This window comes from Pantoea sp. GM_Pan_4 (assembly GCF_026541005.1).
Lineage (GTDB): Bacteria > Pseudomonadota > Gammaproteobacteria > Enterobacterales > Enterobacteriaceae > Pantoea > Pantoea dispersa.
Window position 1 is genome coordinate 709506 of the sequence record NZ_JALNUZ010000001.1, and the last position, 24465, is coordinate 733970.

General features: G+C 56.9%; 24 protein-coding genes. 15 read left to right on the forward strand and 9 right to left on the reverse strand.

The features are described from left to right. Nucleotide 1: 1 nt before the first annotated feature. Both OXR61_RS03480 and rimJ read right to left on the reverse strand, forming a co-directional pair. Nucleotides 2-646 carry a DUF480 domain-containing protein gene (locus OXR61_RS03480; RefSeq protein WP_021506429.1) on the reverse strand — a complete coding sequence of 215 codons (645 nt, stop codon included), beginning with the start codon at nt 644-646 and terminating at the stop codon, nt 2-4. A 15-nt stretch (nt 647-661) separates the two neighbouring features. Beyond that, nucleotides 662-1255 (reverse strand): ribosomal protein S5-alanine N-acetyltransferase, encoded by a 594-nt coding sequence (gene rimJ, locus OXR61_RS03485; RefSeq protein ID WP_021506430.1) that lies wholly within the window; start codon nt 1253-1255, stop codon nt 662-664. A 244-nt stretch (nt 1256-1499) separates the two neighbouring features. On the opposite strand from rimJ, the gene mdtH reads away from it, so the two are divergent. The 10 genes from mdtH (at nt 1500) to OXR61_RS03535 (ending at nt 9309) form a co-directional block, all read left to right on the forward strand. Further along, nucleotides 1500-2702 (forward strand): multidrug efflux MFS transporter MdtH, encoded by a 1203-nt coding sequence (gene mdtH / locus OXR61_RS03490; protein WP_021506431.1) that lies wholly within the window; start codon nt 1500-1502, stop codon nt 2700-2702. A gap of 89 nt (nt 2703-2791) precedes the next feature. Beyond that, entirely contained in the window at nt 2792-3439 is a 648-nt protein-coding gene (gene grxB, locus OXR61_RS03495) for a glutaredoxin 2 (RefSeq protein ID WP_021506432.1), read from the forward strand. A 115-nt stretch (nt 3440-3554) separates the two neighbouring features. Then, nucleotides 3555-4118: a lipoprotein gene (locus OXR61_RS03500; protein WP_021506433.1), complete on the forward strand. Its 564-nt coding sequence runs from the start codon at nt 3555-3557 to the stop codon at nt 4116-4118. Nucleotides 4119-4336: 218 nt separating this feature from the next. Next, complete coding sequence (pyrC, locus tag OXR61_RS03505) at nt 4337-5383, forward strand: dihydroorotase (RefSeq protein WP_021506434.1); 1047 nt, start codon at nt 4337-4339, stop codon at nt 5381-5383. A gap of 68 nt (nt 5384-5451) precedes the next feature. Beyond that, entirely contained in the window at nt 5452-5697 is a 246-nt protein-coding gene (gene dinI, locus OXR61_RS03510; RefSeq protein ID WP_021506435.1) for a DNA damage-inducible protein I, read from the forward strand. A gap of 144 nt (nt 5698-5841) precedes the next feature. Further along, nucleotides 5842-6111 carry a hypothetical protein gene (locus OXR61_RS03515; protein WP_010617279.1) on the forward strand — a complete coding sequence of 90 codons (270 nt, stop codon included), beginning with the start codon at nt 5842-5844 and terminating at the stop codon, nt 6109-6111. A 287-nt stretch (nt 6112-6398) separates the two neighbouring features. Next, nucleotides 6399-6653 (forward strand): biofilm formation regulator BssS, encoded by a 255-nt coding sequence (gene bssS, locus OXR61_RS03520; protein ID WP_021506436.1) that lies wholly within the window; start codon nt 6399-6401, stop codon nt 6651-6653. Between the two features lie 106 nt (nt 6654-6759). After that, nucleotides 6760-7875 (forward strand): N-methyl-L-tryptophan oxidase, encoded by a 1116-nt coding sequence (gene solA / locus OXR61_RS03525; RefSeq protein WP_021506437.1) that lies wholly within the window; start codon nt 6760-6762, stop codon nt 7873-7875. Between the two features lie 284 nt (nt 7876-8159). Further along, nucleotides 8160-8732: a cytochrome b gene (locus tag OXR61_RS03530; protein WP_021506438.1), complete on the forward strand. Its 573-nt coding sequence runs from the start codon at nt 8160-8162 to the stop codon at nt 8730-8732. Between the two features lies 1 nt (nt 8733). Then, the gene (locus OXR61_RS03535) at nt 8734-9309 is read left to right on the forward strand and encodes a YceI family protein (RefSeq protein ID WP_021506439.1); all 576 of its coding nucleotides are present in this window, start codon (nt 8734-8736) and stop codon (nt 9307-9309) included. Between the two features lie 44 nt (nt 9310-9353). Here the strand turns inward: OXR61_RS03535 and OXR61_RS03540 are convergent, their stop codons facing one another. After that, nucleotides 9354-10409 (reverse strand): rhodanese-related sulfurtransferase, encoded by a 1056-nt coding sequence (locus OXR61_RS03540; protein WP_021506440.1) that lies wholly within the window; start codon nt 10407-10409, stop codon nt 9354-9356. A gap of 267 nt (nt 10410-10676) precedes the next feature. Between OXR61_RS03540 and OXR61_RS03545 the strand changes: the two genes are divergently transcribed. The 3 genes from OXR61_RS03545 to OXR61_RS03555 all read left to right on the forward strand — a co-directional run bounded on the left by OXR61_RS03545 (nt 10677) and on the right by OXR61_RS03555 (nt 12944). After that, entirely contained in the window at nt 10677-11600 is a 924-nt protein-coding gene (locus OXR61_RS03545) for a Kdo(2)-lipid IV(A) acyltransferase (RefSeq protein WP_021506441.1), read from the forward strand. 557 nt (nt 11601-12157) lie between these two features. After that, entirely contained in the window at nt 12158-12424 is a 267-nt protein-coding gene (locus tag OXR61_RS03550) for a hypothetical protein (RefSeq protein ID WP_021506442.1), read from the forward strand. Between the two features lie 121 nt (nt 12425-12545). Then, nucleotides 12546-12944: a MysB family protein gene (locus OXR61_RS03555; protein ID WP_021506443.1), complete on the forward strand. Its 399-nt coding sequence runs from the start codon at nt 12546-12548 to the stop codon at nt 12942-12944. 1 nt (nt 12945) lies between these two features. On the opposite strand, the gene OXR61_RS03560 is transcribed toward OXR61_RS03555, so the two are convergent. From OXR61_RS03560 to OXR61_RS03570, 3 genes are all read right to left on the reverse strand, one after another. Then, nucleotides 12946-13185: a YceK/YidQ family lipoprotein gene (locus OXR61_RS03560; protein ID WP_021506444.1), complete on the reverse strand. Its 240-nt coding sequence runs from the start codon at nt 13183-13185 to the stop codon at nt 12946-12948. Nucleotides 13186-13412: 227 nt separating this feature from the next. After that, nucleotides 13413-15965: a glucans biosynthesis glucosyltransferase MdoH gene (gene mdoH, locus OXR61_RS03565; RefSeq protein ID WP_031279289.1), complete on the reverse strand. Its 2553-nt coding sequence runs from the start codon at nt 15963-15965 to the stop codon at nt 13413-13415. Further along, nucleotides 15958-17493, reverse strand: a complete 1536-nt coding sequence (locus OXR61_RS03570; RefSeq protein WP_182688977.1) for a glucan biosynthesis protein G — start codon at nt 17491-17493, stop codon at nt 15958-15960. The genes mdoH and OXR61_RS03570 overlap by 8 nt, the downstream gene beginning before the upstream one ends. Before the next feature lie 278 nt (nt 17494-17771). Here OXR61_RS03570 and mdoC point away from each other — a divergent pair, with 278 nt between their 5' ends. Beyond that, nucleotides 17772-18917, forward strand: coding sequence for a glucans biosynthesis protein MdoC (gene mdoC, locus OXR61_RS03575; protein WP_021506447.1), 1146 nt, complete (start codon nt 17772-17774; stop codon nt 18915-18917). Between the two features lie 40 nt (nt 18918-18957). Here mdoC and OXR61_RS03580 read toward each other — a convergent pair whose 3' ends face one another. Beyond that, nucleotides 18958-20418 carry a phospholipase D family protein gene (locus OXR61_RS03580; protein ID WP_021506448.1) on the reverse strand — a complete coding sequence of 487 codons (1461 nt, stop codon included), beginning with the start codon at nt 20416-20418 and terminating at the stop codon, nt 18958-18960. 152 nt (nt 20419-20570) lie between these two features. On the opposite strand from OXR61_RS03580, the gene OXR61_RS03585 reads away from it, so the two are divergent. Then, on the forward strand, nt 20571-21710 hold the full coding sequence (locus tag OXR61_RS03585; protein ID WP_031279291.1) for a hypothetical protein: 1140 nt from the start codon (nt 20571-20573) through the stop codon (nt 21708-21710). On the opposite strand, the gene OXR61_RS03590 is transcribed toward OXR61_RS03585, so the two are convergent. Together OXR61_RS03590 and OXR61_RS03595 are read right to left on the reverse strand one after the other, a co-directional pair. Continuing rightward, a complete protein-coding gene (locus OXR61_RS03590) occupies nt 21707-21883 on the reverse strand; it encodes a hypothetical protein (protein WP_021506450.1) in 177 nt (58 codons plus the stop codon). The genes OXR61_RS03585 and OXR61_RS03590 overlap by 4 nt on opposite strands. Nucleotides 21884-22196: 313 nt before the next feature. Continuing rightward, nucleotides 22197-24398, reverse strand: a complete 2202-nt coding sequence (locus OXR61_RS03595) for a TonB-dependent siderophore receptor (protein WP_031279293.1) — start codon at nt 24396-24398, stop codon at nt 22197-22199. Nucleotides 24399-24465: the final 67 nt, after the last annotated feature.

Below are 24465 nucleotides of genomic sequence, written 5' to 3' on the forward strand. Positions count from 1 at the left end.
TTCACGCCTCCCGCTGCAGCAGTTGCTGCAGCTGAGCATCAAGGCGCGCCACCTGCGCTTCCAGCTGAGCAACGCGCGCGGCCAGATCTTCAGGTTCAGGCGACGCTGTGTGGCTGGCAGGTAGTTCGTCCGCCACCTCGCCGCCAAACAGGTGCATATAGCGGCTTTCTCGCTTGCCCGGCTCGCGTGCCAGACGCACGACCATGGGGCCGTCGTCGCGCGTTGCCAGCCCCTCCAGCGTGCGTTCCACTTCGGCCATGTCCTGAAACTCATGCAGACGACCACTGCGGGTACGCAGTTCGCCCGGCGTCTGCGCGCCGCGCAGGAACAGTAGCGTCAGCACCGCCACTTCGGCGGCATTCAGCTGCAGATTGCCAAACGCCGAGTTGCAGAAACGCTGTTCATATTTGCTGACACGCTGACCGAAACCGCTGTTAGCGGTGACCAGATGCTTTTTCACCAGCTCATCAAGCTGAGCCTGCACCTCGCTTTCGCTCAGGTTCATTACCGGCTCACGGTTAGATTTCTGATTACAGGCGGTGACCACGCCATTGAGGGATAACGGATATTGATCCGGCGTGGTGACCTGCTTCTCCAGCAGGCAGCCGATCACGCGCAATGCCTGCGCGGAGAGAGCCATCTTCATTACGTGTTCCTTTTATTATTGTCCGCGACGATCCGGGTTCCATTCGCGCCAGGTAAGCGCCGTCAGCACATGATCCTGCCAGCGGCCATCAATCAGTAAATAGTCTTTGGCGTAGCCCTCTTTTTCAAAGCCGAGGCGCGCCAGCAAATCACCACTGCGCTGATTGTGCGGCATATAGTTGGCCATGATGCGATGAATGCGCTGCTGGCGCTGCATATAGCGAATCGCCGCCTGCAGCGCCTCAAACATCATGCCCTGCCCCTGCCACTTCTCTCCCAGCGAGTAGCCGAGATAACAGGCATGAAACGATCCGCGCAGCACATTGCTGAAGTTAGCGACGCCGCGCACTTCATGCTCTTCCGGGTCCATCAGCACAAAATAGAACGCGGAGCCCTGTTTATGCATGTCGGCAATTAAACCCAGGCGCGCCTGCCAGCCAGAGGGATAACAGTGGCTTTCATCGCGCACCGGTTCCCAGGGTTTAAGAAAGGCGCGGTTTTCGGCGTAGTAATCCGCCAGACGCCAGGCATCGCGTTCATGTACTAGACGCACCACCAGACGATCGGTGGTAAGCCGCACGCGCGGGCCAGCAGAGCGATAGCCAAACATCATGACTCCTGAAATCCATAACGAAAGAAAGATGTACGCCAGCGGCGTTACTTCTCACTATAACCGTCACCCCGGCTGCGGTAAAACCCCGCGCATCGCTCACGGCAATTGATTCCGATTAAGGATTAATTTCTCTTCAGGCTGGATAAAAAAATATCATCCTGAAAACGCTATTTTTCCCGCCTGAGCAGGCAGAAAATAGACCAACTGGTCACTTTTCCCTCTCACTTGCTCAGGATTCAGCATGTCACGGGTTGCGCGGGCACGACGCCTTGGAAAAACGTTTCTGTTAGTCGATAACATGCTGGTGGTAATGGGATTCTTTGTGGTGTTTCCCCTGATCTCCATTCACTTTGTGGAACAGCTTGGCTGGGCCGCGCTGCTGGTGGGCATTGCGCTCGGCCTGCGTCAGCTGGTGCAGCAGGGCCTTGGCATCTTCGGTGGGGCCATTGCTGACCGTTTTGGCGCGCGGCCGCTGATTGTCACCGGCATGCTGATGCGCGCTGCCGGTTTCGCCTGTATGGCACTGGCGCATCAGCCGTGGCTGCTGTGGCTGGCCTGTCTGCTGTCCGGACTGGGCGGCACGCTGTTCGATCCGCCACGCAGCGCGCTGGTGGTGAAACTGGTGCGGGCACGCGAGCGCGGACGCTTCTTTTCGCTGCTGATGATGCAGGACAGCGCCGGCGCGGTGCTGGGCGCGCTGATTGGCAGCTGGCTGCTGGCGTGGGATTTCCGTCTGGTGTGCTGGGTCGGTGCGGCGGTGTTTGTCGTCGCCGCCATCTTTAACGCCGTGTGGCTGCCAGCATGGCGCATCTCTACGGAGCGTATCGCCATGCGCGAGGGAATGCAGCGTGTGTGGCGCGACCGCCGTTTCCGCCTGTATGTCTTTACCCTGACCGGCTATTACATCCTCGCCGTGCAGGTGATGCTGATGCTGCCGGTCATGGTCAATCAGGTGGCGGGCGCACCGGCGGCGGTGAAGTGGATGTACGCGATTGAAGCGCTGCTGTCACTCAGCCTGCTCTATCCGCTGGCGCGCTGGAGTGAAAAGCGCTTTCGCCTTGAGACACGCCTGATGGCCGGGCTGTTTCTGATGACCTTCAGCCTGCTGCCGGTTGGCATGACCGATTCGCTGCCGTCGCTGTTTTTGCTGATCGCCGTCTTCTATCTCGGATCGATCATCGCTGAACCGGCGCGTGAAACCCTGAGTGCCTCCCTGGCCAGCGCCCGGGCACGCGGCAGCTACATGGGGTTCAGCCGGCTCGGTCTGGCGATTGGCGGGCTGATTGGCTACTCCGGTGGCGGCTGGATGTTCGATATGGGCCAGCAGCTGGCCCTCCCGGAGCTGCCGTGGATGCTGCTCAGCACCGTCGGTATCATCACGCTGCTGGCGCTGTGGTGGCAGTTCCAGCCGCGCCAGGTGGCACCGGCGATCTTCAGCAGCTAGTTTGCCGGTTCAGGCGTTCTCTTCCATACTTCCCGCACGTCCGGAAAAAGGGTGACCTCTGTCACCCTGAGAACCACAGGAGAAACGGGATGAAACTTTACATCTACGATCACTGCCCTTTCTGCGTCAAAGCACGCATGATATTTGGCCTGAAAAACCTGCCGGTTGAGCTGATTGTGATGCTCAATGATGATGAAGCAACGCCGAAAAAGCTGATTGGCCAGAAAATGGCGCCGATTCTGCAAAAAGCCGATGGCAGTGCGATGCCGGAGAGCATGGATATCGTGCGCTTTGTCGATAATCAGGATCGCCAGCCGCTGCTGACCGGCAAGCAAAATCCCGCCATCGCCGACTGGCTGCGACGGGTCAATGGCTACATCAACAAGCTGCTGCTGCCGCGCATCGCCGAGGCCGCGTTTGCTGAATTCGCCACTCCCGAAGCACGTGATTACTTCCGCGAAAAGAAACAGGCCAGCCTCGGTGACTTTGCCGAACTGCGTAAGCATGCCCCGGGGTTCATCAAAAATATCAGCGATGATCTGCGCCAGCTGGATAAATTGATCGTCAAACCCAATGCGGTGAACGGCGAGTTGTCTGAGGATGACATTCATCTGTTTCCGCTGCTGCGCTCGCTGACGCTGGTTTCCGGTATCGAGTGGCCGAGCCGCGTTGCTGACTACCGCGATAATATGGCGAAACAGACGCAGGTGAATCTGCTGTCGTCGATTGCGGCCTGATGACGCTGTGATGAGAAGCGCGCGGCTGCGTTTCTCATCTCTCTCCTGGTGACACCTGGCCCTGAATCAGGCAGGCTTAAGGCTGTTTGGCCGTATCAACCAGGAAGAAGAAATCATGAAGAAGGCGTTTCCCGGGCTGTTTGCCCTGTTTTTTGCCGTGCTGCTCAGCGGCTGTAACCAATTGACGCAATACACCATCAGCGAGCAGGAAGTGAATCAGGCGCTGCAAAAGCGCAACAACTACGAGAAAGACATCGGCGTGTCCGGGCTGGTGAATGCCCATATTGTACTGACCGACCTGAGCAGCCAGATTGGCCGTGAAGAACCCGGCAAAGTGACGCTGTCTGGTAAAGCCAACATCAACGTCAGCTCGCTGTTTGGTCCGCAGCAGGCCGAAATGCAGCTGAAGATGAAAGCGCAACCGGTGTATAACGCGCAGCAGGGCGCCATTTATCTGCAGGACCTCGAAATCGTCGACGCACAGGTGCAACCTGAGAAGATGGCGTCGATCATGAAAACCCTTACGCCGTATCTGAACGAATCCCTCAAGCGCTATTTCAATGAAAAACCCGCCTACGTGCTAAGCGCCGACCGCAGCAAAGGCGAGGCGCTGGCGAAGAAACTGGCTAAAGGGCTGGAAGTGAAGCCTGGCCAGCTGGTGATTCCGTTTACCGATTAACGTTGCAAGCGGCCGTTCTCAGTGGCGGCCCTGCATAGCGTGGCAGGATGCCGGCATGATTCTGCCCGCGCCTGCCACGCAACTACGCAACCTGCCGCGCCTGCGGTTATTTCTCTCCCGCACTGCAAAATCCCGTGCAAACGGTTGCCCGCCCCCTTATGATTAGTCCCCGGCCTAAACGAGCCATTTCGTTTTCACCTCAGCCGGAGCCTTTTTGAATGACAGCCCAACCCCAGCAAATCACGATTCGCCGCCCTGACGACTGGCACATCCACCTGCGCGATGGCGCGATGCTCAATGCAGTGCTGCCCTATACCAGCGCGGTGAATGGTCGTGCGATTGTCATGCCAAATCTGGTTCCGCCGGTCACCAGCGTTGCGGCTGCCGAAGCGTATCGCGCACGCATCATGGCGGCGCTGCCTGCTGAGCATCACTTCACGCCGCTGATGACCTGTTACCTCACCGATTCGCTTGATGCGGACGAAATCGAACGCGGCTTCCGCAGCGGTATTTTTACGGCGGCAAAACTCTATCCGGCACACGCCACCACCAACTCCAGCCATGGCGTCACCAACATTGCCTCAATTGCCAGCGTGCTGGAGCGCATGCAGGAAATCGGTATGCCGATGCTGGTGCACGGCGAAGTCACCGATGCGCACATTGATATCTTTGATCGTGAAGCGCGCTTCATCGAAACCGTGCTGCAGCCGCTGCGCCAGCAGTTCCCGGGCCTGAAAGTGGTGATGGAACACATCACCACGAAGGAAGCTGCGGAGTATGTGGCCGCCGGCAATGAACTGCTTGGCGCGACCATTACGCCACAGCATCTGATGTTCAACCGCAACCACATGCTGGTGGGCGGCGTGCGCCCGCATCTCTACTGTCTGCCCATTCTGAAGCGCAACATTCATCAGGAAGCGCTGCGTAACCTGGTGGCAAGCGGCAACCGTCGTGTCTTCCTGGGCACCGACACGGCACCGCACCTGCGCCATCTGAAAGAAGCCAGCTGCGGCTGTGCCGGCGTATTTAATGCGCCGACGTCGCTGCCCGCTTATCTGACCGTGTTTGAAGAGCTTGGCGCACTGGAGCATTTTGAAGCCTTCTGCTCTGAGAACGGCCCCAGGTTCTACGGCCTGCCGCTCAACGACGGTACCCTGACGCTGGTGCGTGAGCCGTGGACGGTGCAGGAGAGCATCACGGTCGCTGACGATACGCTGGTTCCGTTCCTCGCCGGTGAAACCCTTAACTGGCGCATCAAAGAATAATCATCTGCCGCTTGCCTTCGGGAATTTTATACTGTACAAATAACCAGTATATTATCCCGGAGGCGTTTATGCGTGTTGAAATTACCGTAGCAAAGACTCAGCCCCTTCCCGCCGGTGCACTGGATGCACTGAGCGCTGAACTCACTCGCCGTATCTCCCGCGATTTTCCCGACGACAATCATCACGTCAAAGTGCGCTATGCCGGTGGTAACCAGCTCAGCGTGTTTGGCGGCTGTAAAGAATCACGCGACCGCATCAGCGATATTTTGCAGGAAACCTGGGAAAGCGCTGACGACTGGTTTATTACCGATTAACCGCCACTGTGCCGTTTTTGCCGGGCCCGCCGCCCGGCTTTTTTGTTTTTATTTCCCGCTCGCCAGAAAAACCCGCGCCAGCTAGACTCTGATTAAACGATGTCCTATTCTTGCCTCGTCGTGCTTACAGGAGGTGTGTTGCACATGACTACTGAAAAACCAGAAGAGGCGATGACGTTTGGGGAATTACTGGCCTTCATTGCTGAACAGCAACGCCGTTTGACCGTGCTGGAAAATGCCTTTGCTACGCTGACCTTCTGTCTGGACGATCGCGCCAGCCAGCTGCTGGCTCACAATCTGACGCTCGAAGCGCAAAACCAGAATCATGACGCTCAGTTACAGCAGCATTTTGCCCGGCTGGCCGACGAGATCCATCGACGCAAAGGGCAGTTGCCTGCCGAGTCGCAGGGATAATTTCAGATTTTTACCCTGGCGTTCAGCCCGTTAAAGTTTTAATGCTGAGATGCCGATAATCGGTATGACGACACGTTGCGCTGCGACAATAAATACCCAGCTGCGTAAGGCGTTTATTTATTCGTTGAAAACCGGCTTTTGGCTGCTTTTATTTTGCTGTGTTTTTAGTCACCACACTTTTTAACTACTGTACTGTTAATTCCATGTTATAATTATCTCGCTAGTGCAAGATACAGACGCATTGAACCTCGAAAGCACTTCGTTTAACGAGTAATAAGGAGGTTATAATGGACAGAAGTAAAGACGTCATCCAGACCCATCCGCTGGTGGGATGGGATATCAGCACCGTTGACAGCTATGACGCCATGATGATCCGCCTGCACTCGCTATCATCGCAGGACCAGAAAGAAGAAGAAGCTGACGTGGGCCCAACATACTGGCTGACAACTGACGTAGCCAGACAGTTTATCTCTATCCTCGAAGCTGGCATTGCAAAGATCGAGTCCACTGAGCAATACCTACGCGATAATCGCAAGCACTAATCATCACCATCGCGTGAAAAGGCACCCTACAGGGTGCCTTTTTCATGGGCGCACTCTTTTGATATGCTGTTGAAAAAAATCGCCGTTTTACAGGAGTGATGTCGTCATGGTTTATGATCTGATTGTGGTGGGAAGTGGTTCCGTCGGAGCTGCCGCGGGTTTCTACGCAACCCAGGCGGGCCTGTCGGTGCTGATGATCGACAGCGCGCACCCGCCCCACAGCCAGGGGACGCATCACGGCGAAACCCGCCTGATTCGTCATGCTTACGGCGAAGGTGAACGCTACGTGCCGCTGGTGCTGCGCGCCCAGACGCTGTGGGATGAGCTGGAGCGCCAGAGCGGCGAACGCATTATGCACCGCAGTGGCATTCTTAATCTGGCGCCGGCCAGCTCGGATTTCATTCACAACGTAATCGACAGTGCTAACCGCTGGCAGTTAGCGGTGCAGGTGTTACAGGCCGATGAGGTGCGTAAACGCTGGCCGCAGCTTAGCGTTCCGGACGGCTACGTAGGCGTATTTGAGCCCAACTCAGGCTTCCTGAAATGTGAACAGGCGGTGCGCAGCTGGGTGCAGCTGGCGGAACAGGCCGGCTGCGCGCAGCTGTTTAACTGCCCGGTCAGCGCGATTGGCCGCGAGGGCGATCTGCAGCAGGTCACCACCAGCGATGGCGTATTCCGCGCGCGCAAGCTGCTGATCAGCGCCGGCACCTGGGTCAGTCAGCTGGTGGACAATCTGCCCGTTACGCCGGTGCGCAAGGTGTTTGCCTGGTATCAGGCCGATGGGCGCTACAGCGAAAATAACCAGTTCCCCGGCTTTACGGTAGAGATGCCGGATGGCAGCCATTTCTACGGTTTCCCGGCAGACAATAATGCCCTGAAAGTGGGACGCCACGATGGCGGTCAGCCGATGCAGACGCCAGCGGACCGCAAACCGTTCGGCAGCATCGCCGCTGACGGTAACGAAGCCTTTAGCTTCCTGCGCCAGTTTCTGCCAGGCGTAGGCGTGTGCCTGCATGGTGAAGCCTGCAGCTATGACAACACGCCGGATGAAGATTTTATTATCGATACCCTGCCCGGTGAGCCTGACCGACTGATCATCACCGGCCTGAGCGGCCACGGGTTTAAATTCGCCAGCGTGCTGGGTGAACTGGCCAGCGAATTTGCGCAGAATAAACCGTTCTCCTTTGACCTCACGCCCTTCTCACTTTCGCGTTTTGCCTGATTTTGTTGCTGCCGGTGCGGAGCGCACTGGCAGTTGTTGACCTTTCCTGACACAGATTTACTTTACGCCCGCGTTTATGGCGCATTTGGTGTAGCAATACCCATTGCCGCCAGGATTAAAACTGCTATTTGCTTATCTATTCAGAATTATTGAATTACACCACCAACCTTTCGCCATATATATCGAACCCGTAAATTCAAAGTTATAGAAAAGTAAGGACGATTGATTTTCTATTTCAGGTTGTAGATTCTCATTACCACTTATTTCCTGATAACGGCTTAACTATGTGGCGTAATTCTCCACGGCATTACGGTGCGTTAACCATTGCGTTGCACTGGCTGATGGCGCTGACGATTTACGGTATGTTCGCGCTGGGTATATGGATGGTCGGACTTGGCTATTACGACGGCTGGTATCACAGCGCCCCTGAGATTCACAAAGGCATCGGCATCTTACTGTTTGCTGCTCTGCTGCTGCGCCTGTGCTGGCGCGTCATATCGCCGCCGCCGGCACCGCTCGACAGTTACTCGCCGCACGTACGCCGTGCCGCCCATGCTGCGCACTGGCTGCTGTATGGCCTGCTGCTGGTGTTGCTGATCAGCGGCTATCTGATCTCTACCGCAGACGGCAAGCCGGTCTCAGTGTTTGGCTGGTTTGAGGTACCGGCACTGTTTACCGGCGCGGGTGAGCAGGCCGATGTCGCCGGTGAGGTCCATTTATGGCTGGCGTGGGCTCTGGTGCTGTTGTCTGCCCTGCACGCCCTGGCCGCGCTGAAACACCATTTTGTCGATCGCGACATGACGCTGAAACGGATGCTCGGTTATCGCATCCCCTTAACCTCTGAAAAGGAAAAGTAATATGATCAGGAAAACCCTGCTGGCGCTCAGCGCCGCTGCCCTCTTTTCGACCAGCCTGAGTGCCAGCGCGGCTGAGTATAAGTTTGATAAAGAGGGTCAGCACGCGTTTGTCCAGTTCCGCATTCAGCATCTTGGCTACAGCTGGCTGTACGGCAGCTTTAAAGATTTTGATGGCAGCTTTACCTTTGATGAAGCCAATCCGGCCGCGGACAAGGTCAACGTGACCATCAATACCAACAGCCTCGATACCAACCATGCCGAGCGCGACAAGCATTTGCGCAGCGCGGATTTCCTCAATACCGGCAAATTCCCGCAGGCCAGCTTCAGCTCGACTGAGGTTAAAAAACAGGGCAAGGATTATAAGATCACCGGCAACCTGACGCTCAACGGCGTAACGAAGCCGATCACGCTGGATGCGCAGCTGATTGGGGAAGGCAAGGATCCGTGGGGCGGTTATCGCGCCGGCTTTGCTGCCAGCGGCGAAATCGTGCTGAAAGAGTTTAACATCAGCAAAGATCTCGGTCCGGCCTCACAAAAAGCCGAGCTGATCATTTCAGTCGAAGGTGTGCGTCAGTAATCAGCAGTACAGCCTGGCGGGCAATGCGCCAGGCTGTTAAGCCGTTACTTTTTGTCCGGCGCGGGGATCGCCATGGTCATGTTGAGTAAACCGCGCGATTTATTGAACACTTTGTTGCCATTTTCACGGCCAGCGCGGCGCGCGCGCTGCTCTTCCGGCGCCAGTTTCGACTCTTCCATGCACAGCGGGCTGCAGCAGTTCTGATATTTTTCCGCACAGCTCGGGCACTGAATAAACAGCAGATGGCAGCCGTCATTGACGCAGTTGGTGTGGCTGTCGCACGGCGCACCACACTGGTGGCAGCTGGAGAGAATATCGTCAGAGATACGCTCGCCCATACGCTCGTCAAACACGAAGTTTTTGCCTTTGAAGCGCACCGGTAAACCCTGCTCGCGCGCGCGACGGGTATATTCGATGATGCCCCCTTCAATGTGGTAAACATCATCAAAACCGTTGTGCTTCATCCACGCACTGGCTTTTTCACAGCGGATGCCGCCAGTACAGTACATGACGATTTTTTTGTCTTTCTGCGCCTGCAGCATATCCACCGCCATCGGCAGCTGATCGCGGAACGTATCGGCTGGCACTTCCAGCGCGTTGTCGAAGTGGCCCACTTCGTATTCGTAGTGGTTACGCATATCCACAAACACCGCATCCGGATCGTCGAGCATGGCGTTGACTTCGGCCGCTTTGAGATAGTTACCGACGTTACTGGCGTCGAAGCTACCGTCTTCAATACCGTCAGCCACGATGCGATCGCGCACTTTCAGGCGCAGCACCCAGAACGATTTGCCGTCGTCATCCAGCGCGATGTTCATGCGCAGATTGTCCAGCGCCGGGTCAAAGGCATAGAGCATCGCCTTCATCGCCTCATAGCGACTGGCCGGCACGCTGATTTGTGCATTAATCCCTTCCTGCGCCACGTAGACGCGGCCGAACACCTTCAGCTGGGTTAAGGCAACATAGAGACGGTCGCGGAATGCCTGTGGATCGGCAATCTGGAAGTATTTGTAAAAAGAGACTGTGGTACGCGGCTCGGTTTCGGCCAGCATACGTTCTTTCAGCTCTTTATTGGAAACGAGGTTGTGTAACACTGGCATGGTGAACACCTGTTAGCAATCAGAGAAATTTAGCGCGCATATGATACCTGAATTGAGCGTGATGCAAAGCCTCTGGTGCAATTCTCCTGCCATCAGCCACAATCGACGGGGTTCTGCGTTGTGCTCGCTAATATCTGCGCAGAAATGCTGTTCGCCGTGCGCTGACGCACGGATGGTTGATTTCAGTCAGAGAGAAAAAATGGCATAATCCCGGCCAATTACAGAAACCGGACTCTCTGGTACACGACGCAGGACATTGATATTTCCATGACGCAACTTCCGCAATTTACCCGCGAACTCCTTCATCCACGCTACTGGCTGACCTGGCTGGGCATCGGTTTCCTCTATGTACTGGTGCTGTTGCCCTACCCGCTGCTGTACGTGACTGGCTGCGGGCTGGGACGCCTTGCCATGCGTTTTATGAAGCGTCGTGTCCAGGTTGCGCAACGCAATCTGGCGCTGTGCTTCCCGGATATGCCGACCAGCGAACGTGAAGCCATGGTGAAGCACAATTTCGAATCGGTGGGAATGGGGCTGATTGAGACCGGCATGGCGTGGTTCTGGCCGGACTGGCGTATTCGTAAATGGGTCAGCACCAGCGGCCTGGAGCACGTTACCGAGGCGCTGGCCCAAAAGCGCGGCATCCTGCTGATTGGCATGCACTTCCTGACGCTGGAACTGGGTGCGCGCGTGTTTGGCATGTACAACCCGGGCATTGGCGTGTATCGCCCTAACGACAACAAGTTACTGGACTGGCTGCAAACCTGGGGACGCATGCGTTCCAATAAAAGCATGCTGGATCGCAAAGATCTGAAAGGCATGATCCGCGCCATGAAGAACAACGACATCATCTGGTATGCGCCCGATCACGACTACGGCCCGCGCAGCAGTGTATTCGCCCCGTTCTTTGCCGTTCAGGAAGCCGCGACCACCACCGGCACGCATATGCTGATTCGTCTGGCTAATCCGAGCGTGGTGCCGTTCCTAGCACGCCGCCTGCCGCACGGCCGCGGCTACGAACTGAAAATGATGCCGGATATCCGCCACAAATTCTCACTGGAGAGTGAACTGGATACCGCTATCGTAATGAATAAAGTGGTGGAAGAGACGGTGCTGCTGGCGCCTGAGCAGTATATGTGGCTGCATCGCCGCTTTAAAACCCGGCCTGAAGGGCAGCCTTCACGCTATTAATCGGTTGCGGGGTATTATCAATGCCCCGCGTTATTTACCGCACATTTGCCTTAATTCACGTGATTGTCTGCGCAGTGGCACGCAAAAAAAGGCCCAGCCTGAACTGCTATGCCTTCCACACGGCGACACTCAAGTCAACGACACCCTTTACGCTGACTGCTGCTATCTTACGAATTAATCACGGTTTTTCGCTGCTACGCCGACGCGTTCTCCCTCGCCCGCCGCTGCTTTTCATTGCCTGAGTTTGTACGGCAATATGCGTAAATATGACGGGTGCGGATCTGATTTTGATGACTTCCAGGCCTTTTCCTATTTAATTTTACTCAGGCTTGCCGTCTTGTTTACTTATCTAATAAATTTTACTGATTAAACAAGTATTTGTCTGAAAGTTAACTGCCATATTCTTTTTTGATTAAAAATTCATCTTTAATATATCTTTATGGAATTGGTTAGCCCGATCGAATCCAGTTAGTTTCGACCCTGACAGTTAGCTCGTTAACTGCGCGTTTAAAAATATAAAAAGATTACACACAGCAAATATATTCAGGACACATAATATGAATAAAGGTATCTACTACTACGTGACGATCAGTACCGATCAGGAGGGTTACCATCTGCTGCATCGGAAAGAGTGTAAACGTCTGCCGGTTAAGGAGGATATGGTGTTCATCGGTACGCTCTATAATTTAAATCAGGCTTTGGCCACCGCACGAATTAATTTTAAAAAGGTGAAGCCCTGTATTAAATGCTGCATCCGTTATTCTGCACCCGTGTTACGCGAGTCGGTACGACCGGTTCTGCACTTTCCGCAAAAAATGATGTAACCGGCGCGGGTGGATGACTTTTTACGCATCCACCCCGTCATTGTTCTCTCCCGCCCTGACAGCCGCCAATTTTCGTCTATTCTTCTGTGAAATCCCTTTTTGCACTGACAAGGAGTTGCAGATGAGCCTGTATAGTACGTTAGAAGAAGCCATTGAAGCCGCACGCGAAGAGTTCCTCGCCAGCCAGCCTGAGCTGGAGCAGGATGACGCCAGTGTCAGCCAGTTTGCGCTGCAGAAGTACGTGATGCAGGATGGCGACATTATGTGGCAGGCGGAGTTTTTCGCTGACGAAGACGGCCAGGGCGAATGCCTGCCAATCTGCAGCGGTGAAGCGGCGCAGGCGGTGTTCGACGGTAATTTCGATGAAATTGAGCTGCGCCAGGAGTGGCAGTCGGAAAATACCCTGCACGAATGGGATGAAGGCGAATTTCAGCTGGAGCCGCCGCGCGACCTGGAAGAAGGCGAAGCAGCGGCCGAAGAGTGGGAAGACGACGACAGTCCGTCAGACAACTGGGCGTAAGTTACTCGTACGGGCCGTGCTGTGCGTCAACCGGCAGTAGCAGCGTGTCCATCACCAGCGACAGCGGCAGATCGAGAATGGTCAGCACGCGCCACGGCCCGTCACGCACATCCCACTGCACGCCTGGATAGTACTGGTTGCCGTGCCCCTGTCCGGGTACGGTGCGGCTGATAATGCTGCCACAGCCCGTCAGCAGCAAAATGGCGGCGCACAGCGCGATTAACTTCAGGCAATATTTCACTGCATTTACTCACCCTGAACTGACACCCCTGATTCTGATGTGCGTCAGTGACTGTTTAAATGTGCTCAGGAACACTGGCACGTGTCATCGAGCCATTTTAGCTGCGGGTGCAGCTAAACCGCTATGTCTTTATGCGTAAAGATTGTGTGAGGCGCGTTAAGCACTTCGCTGAAGCGCAGGCATAAAAAAAGCGGCATCGCTGCCGCTTTTTCATCACCGTTAGCCTGTCAGGCGCGCTGAGGCAGCGCCTGCGGGTTAAGCGTGAGTTTCTGATAACTCTCTACCCACTGATGATATTTATCCGCACTTTCCCACAAACGCGTGTGCACGCGCGCCAGCACCACCGGATCGCTGATCAGCTGCAGACGCTGTTCGCGATTCAGTTTTTCCGGTGCATCGCTCAATGCCTGATCGACGCGGCGATCGCGTGCGTGATCCAGCAGTGCGCTCTGCTTATGGCGCGATGTCGCCATCGCCGTCGCCAGCGCGTTGAACGCCGGATTGAACAGCGCATGCATAAAGCCATGCTTCAGCGCACGTTCCCGGTTCAGCTGCAGATAGTGATCGGTGTCGACCAGCTCTTTCGGCGGCTCATACTCTTCCGGGATCAGGAACAGCCTGGCACGCTTACTCTTCAGCCCGACCGTGGCGCGACTCGACATCACCGAGACAAACGGCGACAGAATCAGCGAGAAGACGATTGGCGCCAGCCACCACAGGAAGTTGAGATCGAGCACGCCCATCCCGACGGCCCAGACAATGCCCAGCAGCATCTGTGAACCGTGGCGACGGAACGCTTCGCTCCACGGCGTGGCGTCATCGTCACGCTGCGGCGAGTTCCACACCACTTCCCAGCCGAGGAACGCGCTGACCACAAATACGGTGTGGAACAGCATGCGCACCGGTGCCAGCAGCACCGAGAACAGCATCTCCAGCAGCAGCGAGAGGAACAGGCGGAATGCGCCACCGTACGGTTTCGCCCCTTTAAACCAGATCAGCACCACGCTGAGCAGTTTTGGCAGGAACAGCAGCACCAGCGTGGTGGAGAACAGCGCAATCGCCAAATCCGGACGCCACTGCGGCCACACCGGGAACAGCTGACGCGGCTGCAGGAAGTAGGTCGGTTCCATCAGCGTATGCACCACCTGCAGGGCGGTCGACAACGCAAGGAACATAAACCACAGCGGCGCCGACAGGTAGGACATCACGCCGGTCAGGAACACCGCGCGGTGCACCGGGTGCATGCCTTTTACCAGGAACAGGCGGAAGTTCATCAGGTTGCCGTGGCACCAGCGACGGTCACGCTTCAGCTCATCCAGCAGGTTCGGCGGCAGCTCTTCATAAGAACCCGGCAGATCGTAGGCGATCCACACGCCCCAGCCGGCACGACGCATCAGCGCCGCTTCCACGAAGTCATGTGACAGGATCGAACCGGCGAAGGAGCCTTCACCCGGCAGCGGTGCCAGCGCACAGTGTTCAATAAACGGCTGCACGCGAATGATGGCGTTGTGCCCCCAGTAGTGCGATTCGCCCAGCTGCCAGAAGTGCAGACCGGCGGTAAACAGCGGCCCGTAAACGCGGGTGGCGAACTGCTGACAGCGCGCATACAGCGTATCCATGCCTGACGCTTTCGGCGACGACTGGATAATACCGGCGTTCGGGTTCGCTTCCATCATGCGCACCAGACCGGTGAGACACTCACCGCTCATCACGCTGTCAGCGTCCAGCACCACCATGTAGCTGTAGTTGCTGCCCCAGCGACGGCAGAAGTCATCGATGTTGCCGCTTTTACGCTTCACGCGGCGGCGACGACGGCGATAGAAGATCTTGCCTGCCCCACCGACATCCCGCACCAGCTCCATCCACGCTTTTTGCTCGGCGATGGCGATGTCGGCATCGTAGCTGTCGCTCAGGATGTAAACGTCGAAATGCTCCGCGTTACCGGTGCGTTTCACCGACTCCCAGGTGGCGCGCAGACCGGCGAACACGCGTTCCACGTCTTCGTTACAGATTGGCATGATCAGCGCGGTGCGATGTTCCGGATTGAGCGGCTCATCCCCGGTGGTCGAGTACGAGATGCTGTACTTATCGCGGCCGATCAGCAACTGCAGGAAGCCCATCAGCGCGGTCCAGAAACCAGCCGATACCCAGCAGAACAGGATGGCAAACAGGAACAGGATGCCGGTCTGCAGAATATACGGCAGGATCAGCTCCACCGACTGCAGCCAGTTCTGGTTAAACAGCTCGACCGGATCGAGCAGCGTCCAGCCCTGATACGGCAGAATGGTTTTCATGTACCAGGTGGCGACCACGGTCTGCAGAATGGTCAGAATCAGCAGCACGTAGCGACGCATGGAACCCACGTGGCGCCATTTGTCTTCCGCTTTCTGCTCTTCCACCGTGGCATAGCGTGGATTGCCTTTCTGCCCGCGCAGGGAATCCCAGGCGCGCGCAATCGGGTTAGTCCGCCAGGCTTCAGGGAACATCAGCGAACGCTTCACCGGCGGCATCGCCTTCAGCGTGGTGCGGTCGAGATAATCTTTACTGAGCTGCTGGCCATCGGCGAGCGAATCCGGCCACGCCATGGATACGCGCGACGAGACCGATTTCAGCGGCGCATCGTCCGGCCGTTCGCTGGCGGCGATATCCTGCCCCAGCGCGCTGTGAATGGCATGAAACGCCTGCGCATTCTGCAGCGTGGCGCTGAGCGTGGCGCGTGCTGCCGCATCAAGCGGCAGCGCCTCCACGTAAGATTGAGGTAAATAAGTCGATTTATTCATTGGCAGGTAACTGATAGCTCCAGGTTTCCGTCAATGTCTTGTCGCCGCTCACCAGCGCCGCACGCATTTCGGTCGGCTGCTTGTTGTCTTTCACGCGCAGACGCAGCACCAGACGCCAGCCTTTGGTGACCGGGTTGTAGCGTACGCTCTGCTCGACCACGTCGGCGTTGTTACCGACGCTGACCTGCGGCGCCACCTGGGTGTTTTCCGGCAGCTTGCTCATCGCTTTACCGACAAAGTCCACGGTAAAGGCGATGGAACCATCCGGCTGACGCACCAGGTTAGACTGCTTCACATCGCCCGCAGAACGCAGCGTGTCTTTCACCCAGGCCACATCGTCCTGATGCAGCTGGTTTTCATCACGCGTAAAGTGCAGACGATATTTGAAATTCATCTCTTTGCCTGGCTCTGGCAGGCTCTCCGGCGTCCAGAAGGCCACGATGTTATCGTTGGTTTCATCTGCCGTCGGGATTTCCACCAGCTCTACGCGGCCTTTGCCCCAGTCGCCCTGCGGCTCAACCCAGCCGCTTGGACGCAGATCATAGCGGTCGTCCAGGTCCTGGTAATGGCTGAAGTCACGGCCACGCTGCAGCAGACCGAAGCCTTTCGGGTTTTCGATGGTAAAGGTGCTGACCGCCAGGTGTTTCGGGTTATTGAGCGGACGCCAGATCCACTCGCCATTTCCGGCGTGAATCGACAGGCCGTTCGAATCATGCAGCTCCTGACGAAAGTTGCTGACCGGCGACGGCTGGTTAGCGCCAAACAGGAACATACTGGTGAGTGGGGCTACGCCGAGTTTGCCGACGTTGTCACGCAGATACACTTTAGACTGCACGTCCACGGTGGACTCTTTGCCCGGCTGGATCACAAAGCGATAGGCACCGGCGGCGCGCGGAGAATCCAGCAGCGCATAAATCACCAGCTGTTTATCCTGCGGCTTCGGCCGCTCAATCCAGAACTCTTTAAAGCGCGGGAACTCCTCACCGGAAGGCAGCGCGGTATCAATCGCCAGACCACGCGCCGACAGGCCATACACCTGGCCTTCGCCAATCACGCGGAAATAGCTGGCACCCAGGAAGCTGGTGATCTCATCGTCTTTACCCTTTTTATTTAAAGGATACAGCACTTTGAAACCGGCAAAACCAAGATTTTTCACCGCATCGGCATCGTGTTTCACGTTGCCGAAATTGAAGTAGTCAGGGTTATATTTGATTTCACGTACCGAAGACGCGGTGACTTCATTGATTTTCACCGGCGTGTCGAAATACATGCCCTGATGATAGAACTCGAGCTTAAACGGCGTGCGCAGTTTGCCCCAGTATGCTTTGTCGTGGTTAAACTGGATCTGCTGATAGTCAGCAAACTTCATTTCACGAAACTGAGAGGGTAAATTGCTTTTTGGCGCTTCAAAACCTTTCCCTGCCAGCGCCTTAGCTTGCTTTGCCACATCATCAATGTTGAACGCCCAGCTATTGTTGGCGTACAACGCCAGCAGAACTGCTGCGCCTACCCAGCGCATCTTCACCAGCCCGCCATTATTCTTCACTTTAGTCAGCACATCCCCCCCTTTCGTGTGCTTAGATCAAACCCATTTATCTTAAAGGATTATTCGGTTTTCCGACAGCTTATGTAAAAGATTGTTCCCCTGATTCGTAAGCCGAAAGTGTACTTTTCGGATAATTAAACCCGGAAGATTAAGAAACAGATTCACCTGATAGTATACGCTGTTTACAGCCGGTAGAATTTCGTCCGGCATAATCCGGTTTCAGGGTGAAACCGGCAAGTAAACTGACAAACCGGAAGCTTATGAGTTCAGCCAAACCCGAACGTGAATATTTCCTCGACTCGATTCGAGCGTATTTAATGCTGCTGGGCGTGCCTTTCCACGTCTCGCTGATTTACTCGACCCAACGCTGGTCGGTTAACAGCCAGGACGCCTCACTGTGGCTGACGGTGCTGAATGATTTTATTCACGCCTTCCGCATGCAGGTGTTCTTTGTTATTTCAGGTTATTTCTCGTATATGCTCTATCTGCGCTATCAGCCCAACCGCTGGCTGAAGGTGCGGCTGGAGCGCGTCGGCATTCCGCTGTTAACTGCGGTGCCGCTCATTACCCTGCCACAGTTTTTTATGCTGAAAAATCTCACCAGCAAAGTCGGCGACTGGGCAAACTTCTCGCTTTATGACAAGTACAACGCGCTGATGTGGGATCTGATTTCGCACCTGTGGTTTTTACTGGTACTGGTGATTCTCACCGCGTTTGGCATGCTGAGCTTCCGCTGGCTGCGCGATCAGCAGCGCCGCATCGATTATCAGCAGGTTGGCTGGGGCAAGCTGACGCTGGCCCTGCTGGCCTATGCGCTGGTGTGGTGCGCCTTCCGCCGGCTGATTTTCCACTTTGCTCCCGCGCTGTTAATGGATGGCCTGTTCAGCATTGCGGTTATGCAGTCGCTGTTCTTCCTGCCGTTCTTTATGCTGGGTGCGCTGAGCTGGAAACATCAGGCGCTGAAAGCGCTGTTTGTGCGTTTTAATCCGGTGATGTGCTTTGGTGCCATTGCGGTGTTTATCGCGTACAGCCTGAATCAGCGCTACAGCAGCGGTGAAGGCTGGCTGTACGAGCTTGATGCCATCATTTCTACGCTGATGGGCTTGTGTATGCTGAACGTCTGCTTTAGCTTCGGCCACAAGCTGCTGAACAGCCACTCGCCGCGCATCATGTATCTGGTGAACGCGTCGCTGTTTATTTATCTGGTGCACCATCCGCTGACCATCCTGTACGGCATCTACGTTACGCCACACATCAGCAGTAATACGCTGGGCTTCTTTGTCGGCCTGCTGATGGTGTTTGGCGTTGCCTTTGCCCTGTACGAGATTCATCTGCGTATCCCGCTGCTGCGCTTTTTGTTCTCCGGCAAGCCGCAGCGCAAACCAGAGACCTCCGCGCAGACGTAACGGCGTACTTACCCGCCGGGCTGCGCGCGTTGCAGCCCGGCTATAGCAGCCACTCCACCGGCAGACGCCATACCAGCCGCACCAGCAAACGCTGCAACAGCGTGCACTGCGGCTCGTGCTTATGCACCACTTCCCGCGCTTCGCCGCTGTACTCCACCCAGTTAACGCGGCCCCACTTATCCAGTCGCAGTGCCCAGGCGCGGTCGCGCATGCCGCTGCTGAAGCGCTGATGGGTCTGCTGCGCCAGCGCTTCGCTCTCAATCACCAGCCCCATCTCCGTATTCAGCACCGCCGAACGCGGATCGAAATTAAACGAGCCAATAAACACTTTGCGGTTATCGACGGTGAAAGTCTTGGCGTGCAGGCTGGAGCCGGAATTCCCGGTCAGGCCGCGATCGTGCGGGGCATCCGCGGCATTGGCCTGCGGCTTCAGTTCGTAGAGCGCAATGCCGTGACGCAGCAGCTTCTTGCGCCAGCGCGCATAGCCGGCGTGAACCACGGTGACATCATTGGCGGCCAGCGAGTTAGTTAAGATGGCGATCTTAACGCCCCGCCGCTTCAGCGCCAGCAGCTGCGCCACGCCGGCCCGGGTCGGGACAAAATAGGCCGAGATGATATCGAACTGCTGCTGCGGCGTGCCGATCACCTCCAGCATGCGCTGCGGCAGCAAAGAGGAGCGCTTCGCTTTGCCCAGCCCTTTGCGCGGATCGTCACTTAACAGCCGCGTGTGTGCCCAGGTCATGCTCAGCGAGCCCTGCTCCAGCTGGCTGACAAACGAGGATTTCTCCAGCCGCGCCAGATAGCGCTGCACCGCCTCGCTCTGCTGCCACTCCGGCGGTAAACGCACCGCTTCATGCGGCGGTGCGCCGGTGTCCACGACGCTGCGCAATGGCGATACCGCTTTGCTGTGCCAGTAGCGGGCGAAATCTTCCGCCACTTCATCTACCGCCGGCCCCAGCGCAAGCACGTCGAGATCGGTAAACAGCGGCTCATTGCCGGTGCCAAAATATTCGTCGCCGATGTTACGGCCACCCACCAGCGTTACCGCGCCGTCCACGGTCAGGCTTTTGTTGTGCATCCGGCGATTCAGGCGGGCGAAGTCGGTCAGATAGCCCAGCGCGCGCAGGGTTCGAAACGAAAAGGGATTAAACAGCCGCACGGCGATATTCGGATGCCGATCGAGTTCAGCCAGCGTTTCATCCAGCCCGGGCGTATTGTTGTCATCCAGCAGCAGGCGCACCTGCACGCCGCGCTCCGCCGCATCCAGCAGCGCGCTGAACAGCAGGCGTCCGGACATGTCGTTGTGCCAGATGTAATACTGAACGTCGATGGTGTGCTGCGCCATGCCCATCAGCAGATAGCGTGCCGCAAATGCATCCAGCCCATCGTTCAGCGGATGAATGCCGCTCAGTCCCGGATGACGGGCACATTGCTGTTGCGCATGTTCTCTCAGCCCGTCGCCCGGCCGTTCGCGTGAGGAACGCAGTGCCGCTTCGCTCATACTCAATCCCTGCTTACCCTGAAGCTGTTATTGTTGGTATCACCGCACGTAAAGGCAATCAGAGCCGTCTACTTCCGCGTCAGGTGCGGCGTTAATTTAGTCTAGACTTAGCCAGGCGTTCTGCATCCGGCGTTCTTCGTGAGGAGAAGATCATGACTCAGCTATCCCCGCGCCATCAGCCCCGGCTATTTCGCAGCTTTTTTCAGGGCAGCTTCCCCTGCTCTACCGCCTGCCGCAGCGGCGGGCGACGACTGGATATGGTCATCAGCAGCGGCCACGACATGCTGCTGGAGAAAGATTACGCCGCGCTGGCGCAGGAAGGATTGCGCACCGCGCGCGACGGCGCCCGCTGGCACCTGATTGAGGCCACGCCAGGTGAATACGACTGGCGCACCTTTCTGCCGATGATTCACGCGGCGGCGCGCCATGATTTACAAATCATCTGGGAGCTGGCGCACTTTGGCTACCCCGATCATCTCGATATCTGGAAGCCGGCGTTTGTGGAGCACTTTGGCCGCTTCGCGCGCGCCATGGCTGAGCTGATGCGGGATGAGGGCGTGGAGCAGCCGTTCTTTACGCCTATCAATCAGATATCCTTCTGGTCCTGGGCCGGCGCCGATGTCTCGTGGCTCGATCCCTACGCCAGCGCGCGAGGTCGCGAACTGAAACGTCAGCTGGTGCGCGCCTCGCTGACGGCCATGCACGCCATTCGCGACGTCTATCCGGACGCCCGCTTCGTGCTGACCGACCCGCTGGTGCAGATCGCCGCCGATCCGCATAACCCCGACAGCAAACCCTATGCCGACAGCCAGCATCAGGCGCAGTTTGAAGCCTGGGACTGGCTGGCGGGACGCGATGCGCCGGAGCTGGGTGGTCAGCCCGATTTTCTCGACATCCTGGGGCTGAACTATTATCCCGACAACCACTGGTTCTTCTCCGGCGACACCATTCCGCCCGACCACCCGCAGCGTCAGCCACTGCACCGGCTGCTGATGCAGTGCTGGCAGCGTTATCAGCGCCCGCTGCTGCTGGCGGAAACCGGCGCGGAAGGCGACGCGCGCGCGACCTGGCTGCGGCATGTCAGTGAGGAAGCGCGGCTGGCCTTAGCGCAGGGCGTGGCGCTGGAAGGCATTTCGCTCTATCCGGTGGTGGAGTATCCGGCGTGGGCTGACGATCGGCGCTCGCCTGGCGCGCTGTTTGGTCTGGGCGATCCCAATGGCAATCGCACCCTGCACGAAGCGCTGGCGCTGGAGTTACGCAGTCAGCAGATTAAATGGCGCACCCAGGATTAAGAGTGCTGCACCGGGCTGGCGGTTTTGGGCGGGCAGGTTTGTACATCCAGTGACGGATCGGCTGGATGGCGCACGTCCGTCAGCCAGGTCATGGTGAAAAGGAACACTACGCCGATCAGGCAGGCGGAAAGCAGTCCAATGATGGCGATCAGTTTGTCATCCCGGGATTCCATCGACATCTCCTTGCGGGCGTCCGTAGTCGGTTGCTGGCCTCAGCTCATCCATAATGTAAGCATCAGGACGAAGATTATAAGGGTAACCGAGGTCACTGCAAGTACCACAATGGCGAAGTGCGCATCATCCAGCGGTTGCCGTAAAGGTTCGTCGTGATCGTCAGGTGGCGCGGGTGAACTCATGATGACTCAACAGGAAAGAGGCGTTTTTCAGCGGGATTGCCGCACAGAGTGTAATGGAATAGCGGCCAACGTACAGCACTATTTCTGTCGGAAAAGACCACGGAGCGTCACTACGCCCCGTGGTGGCCGCTTAGAAATCGTAGCTCATGCTGATTTTCAGCGTGCGCGGGTCGCCCTGCGCGAGATAGGTGCCGGTGTCATCAACGTTTGACCAGTACTTCTCATTGGTGACGTTTTCGACCGCCACGCGCCACACCAGATCGTTCTGATTCACCTTCATGCGGTAACGCATACCAAGATCCAGCGTGGTATAGCTGTCCAGCTTGAGGGTGTTGGCCGAGTTGGCATACTGAGAGCCGCTGTGGTTGAGCAGCGCCGTGGCCGTCAGCCCCTCCACCGGCTTGATGTCATACTCCGCGCCCAGCACGTAGGTGTAGCGCGGCACGCCAATCGCCTGTTTGCCATCGTAAGTGCCGCCGGCGGTTTTCTTCATCACCGGATCGATCCAGGTGGCGCTGGCGTTGAGGCGCAGGCCCAGCACCGGCTCACCAAACACGTTGGCTTCCACGCCGCGATGGCGCTGCTCGCCATCCATGACGTAGACATTGTCACTGTTGATCAGGCCGGACGGTTTCTGGATTTCAAACAGCCCCAGCGAGCCGCCGATGCGGCCGAAATCCGTTTTCACACCGATCTCATTCTGCTTCGAGTGCGCCACGCCGGTCACGGTGCCATAGTTGACGGCGTCTTTGGGGGCCACTTCACCAGGCTGCAGCGCTTCCGTATGGTTCGCGTACAGCGCCACTTCTTTCCACGGCTTGTAAACCACGCCGTACGTTGGCATCCAGCGGTCGTTGGTGAAGCGTGAATCAACGCTTTCCGCGCCGGTGTTGTAGTTATAGCTGCGCACCACCACTTTCTGATGGCGAGCACCGACGGTCACCAGCAGCGTATCGTCCAGTAATCCGAGCGTATCGCTCAGCAGATAGCCCTGGGTGCGGGTGCGCGAAGTGGTAAGCGGATCGGAGAACTTGCCGCCGGCGAAGGTGGCCGCCGGTTCAGCCACGTCGCCGCTGTGGTAGATATTAAATGGCGTGCCCACCAGCGACATGTCGTAGGCATTTTTCGCATTGGTGGTCAGCGCCGAGTAACCTACGTTGACTTTATGACTGACGAAACCGGTGTGGAACTCACCGCGCAGCCCCACCATGCCGCTCATGTTGTCCTGAATACGGTTGGAGTAGAAGCTGCTGATGGTGCCGTCACCGTTGCTGTTGGTAATGGTCGGCGCGCCGTAGTTGCCGGTTTCATGAGCGTGCTGTGCGCCGAGACCGGCATAGGCCGTCCAGCTGTCGGTAATATCGTATTCTGCTTTGGCGATACCGAATTCAGATTCCATATCGCTGTACACCCATTTCTGGCTGTAGTTGTGCGAATTTGACGGCACCGCCGGGATCACGCCGGCGCTGGCGAATTTCACGCCCTGTAAGCCGTCATGGAAGGTTTTCTTCTGATAGCCAACGTCCAGCGAGGTGCGTAGCCGATCGCCGCGATAATCAAGACCGACCGAGGCCGCCGTGGTGCGTTTTTTCTCGCCGTCAACGCCGGTTTCGCCCTCGCGATGCACGGCGTTAACCCGCACGCCAAACTGATTGTTATCGCCAAAGCGACGCCCCACGTCCAGCGTTCCGCCAACCTGAGACGAGGAGGTGTAATCGAGGCCAACGCGATTGATCGGCGTATCTTCGGCATGTTTCGGCTCGAGGTTAATCATACCGCCGACGCCGGAACTGGCTGCGCCGTTAACCAGACTGTTCGCGCCTTTGAAGATCTCCACACGATCGATCAGCGAAGCGTCCATCACCTGGCGCGGCACCACACCGGGCAGACCGCCGAAGGTCATATCATCGCCGTCGAGAGTGAACCCCCGAATGCGGTAAGTTTCAGCGAAATTGCCGTAACCTTTGACGTTCTGCACGCCCGCATCGTTGCGCACCACATCGGCGATGGTTTGCGCTTGCTGGTCCTGAATCATTTTTGCCGTATAGCCGATGACGTTGAACGGCACGTCCATGGCGTTTTGCTCGCCCAGCATGCCGAGGCGACCGCCGTGGGCAATCTGGCCGTCAAGAAAGGCCGGTACTAAGTCGTTGCCGCCGGGTTTGAATTCACTCTGCGGCGTGGCGGTAACGGTCAGCGTCTGCTGTTCGTTAGCGCCCTGAGGAGCATTACTGGTGTTAGTGGTAGCAGCCATCACTGGCAAACAACCGGCGCTGACCAGCATGGCCAGCAGCGTCGGTTTCATTCCGGGATTGAAAGGCGTTCTGCGCATGGTTATCCCCTGATGCAAACTATACTGAGAATCATTATTATTGCGGTTTGCGATTATGCGCAGCGTA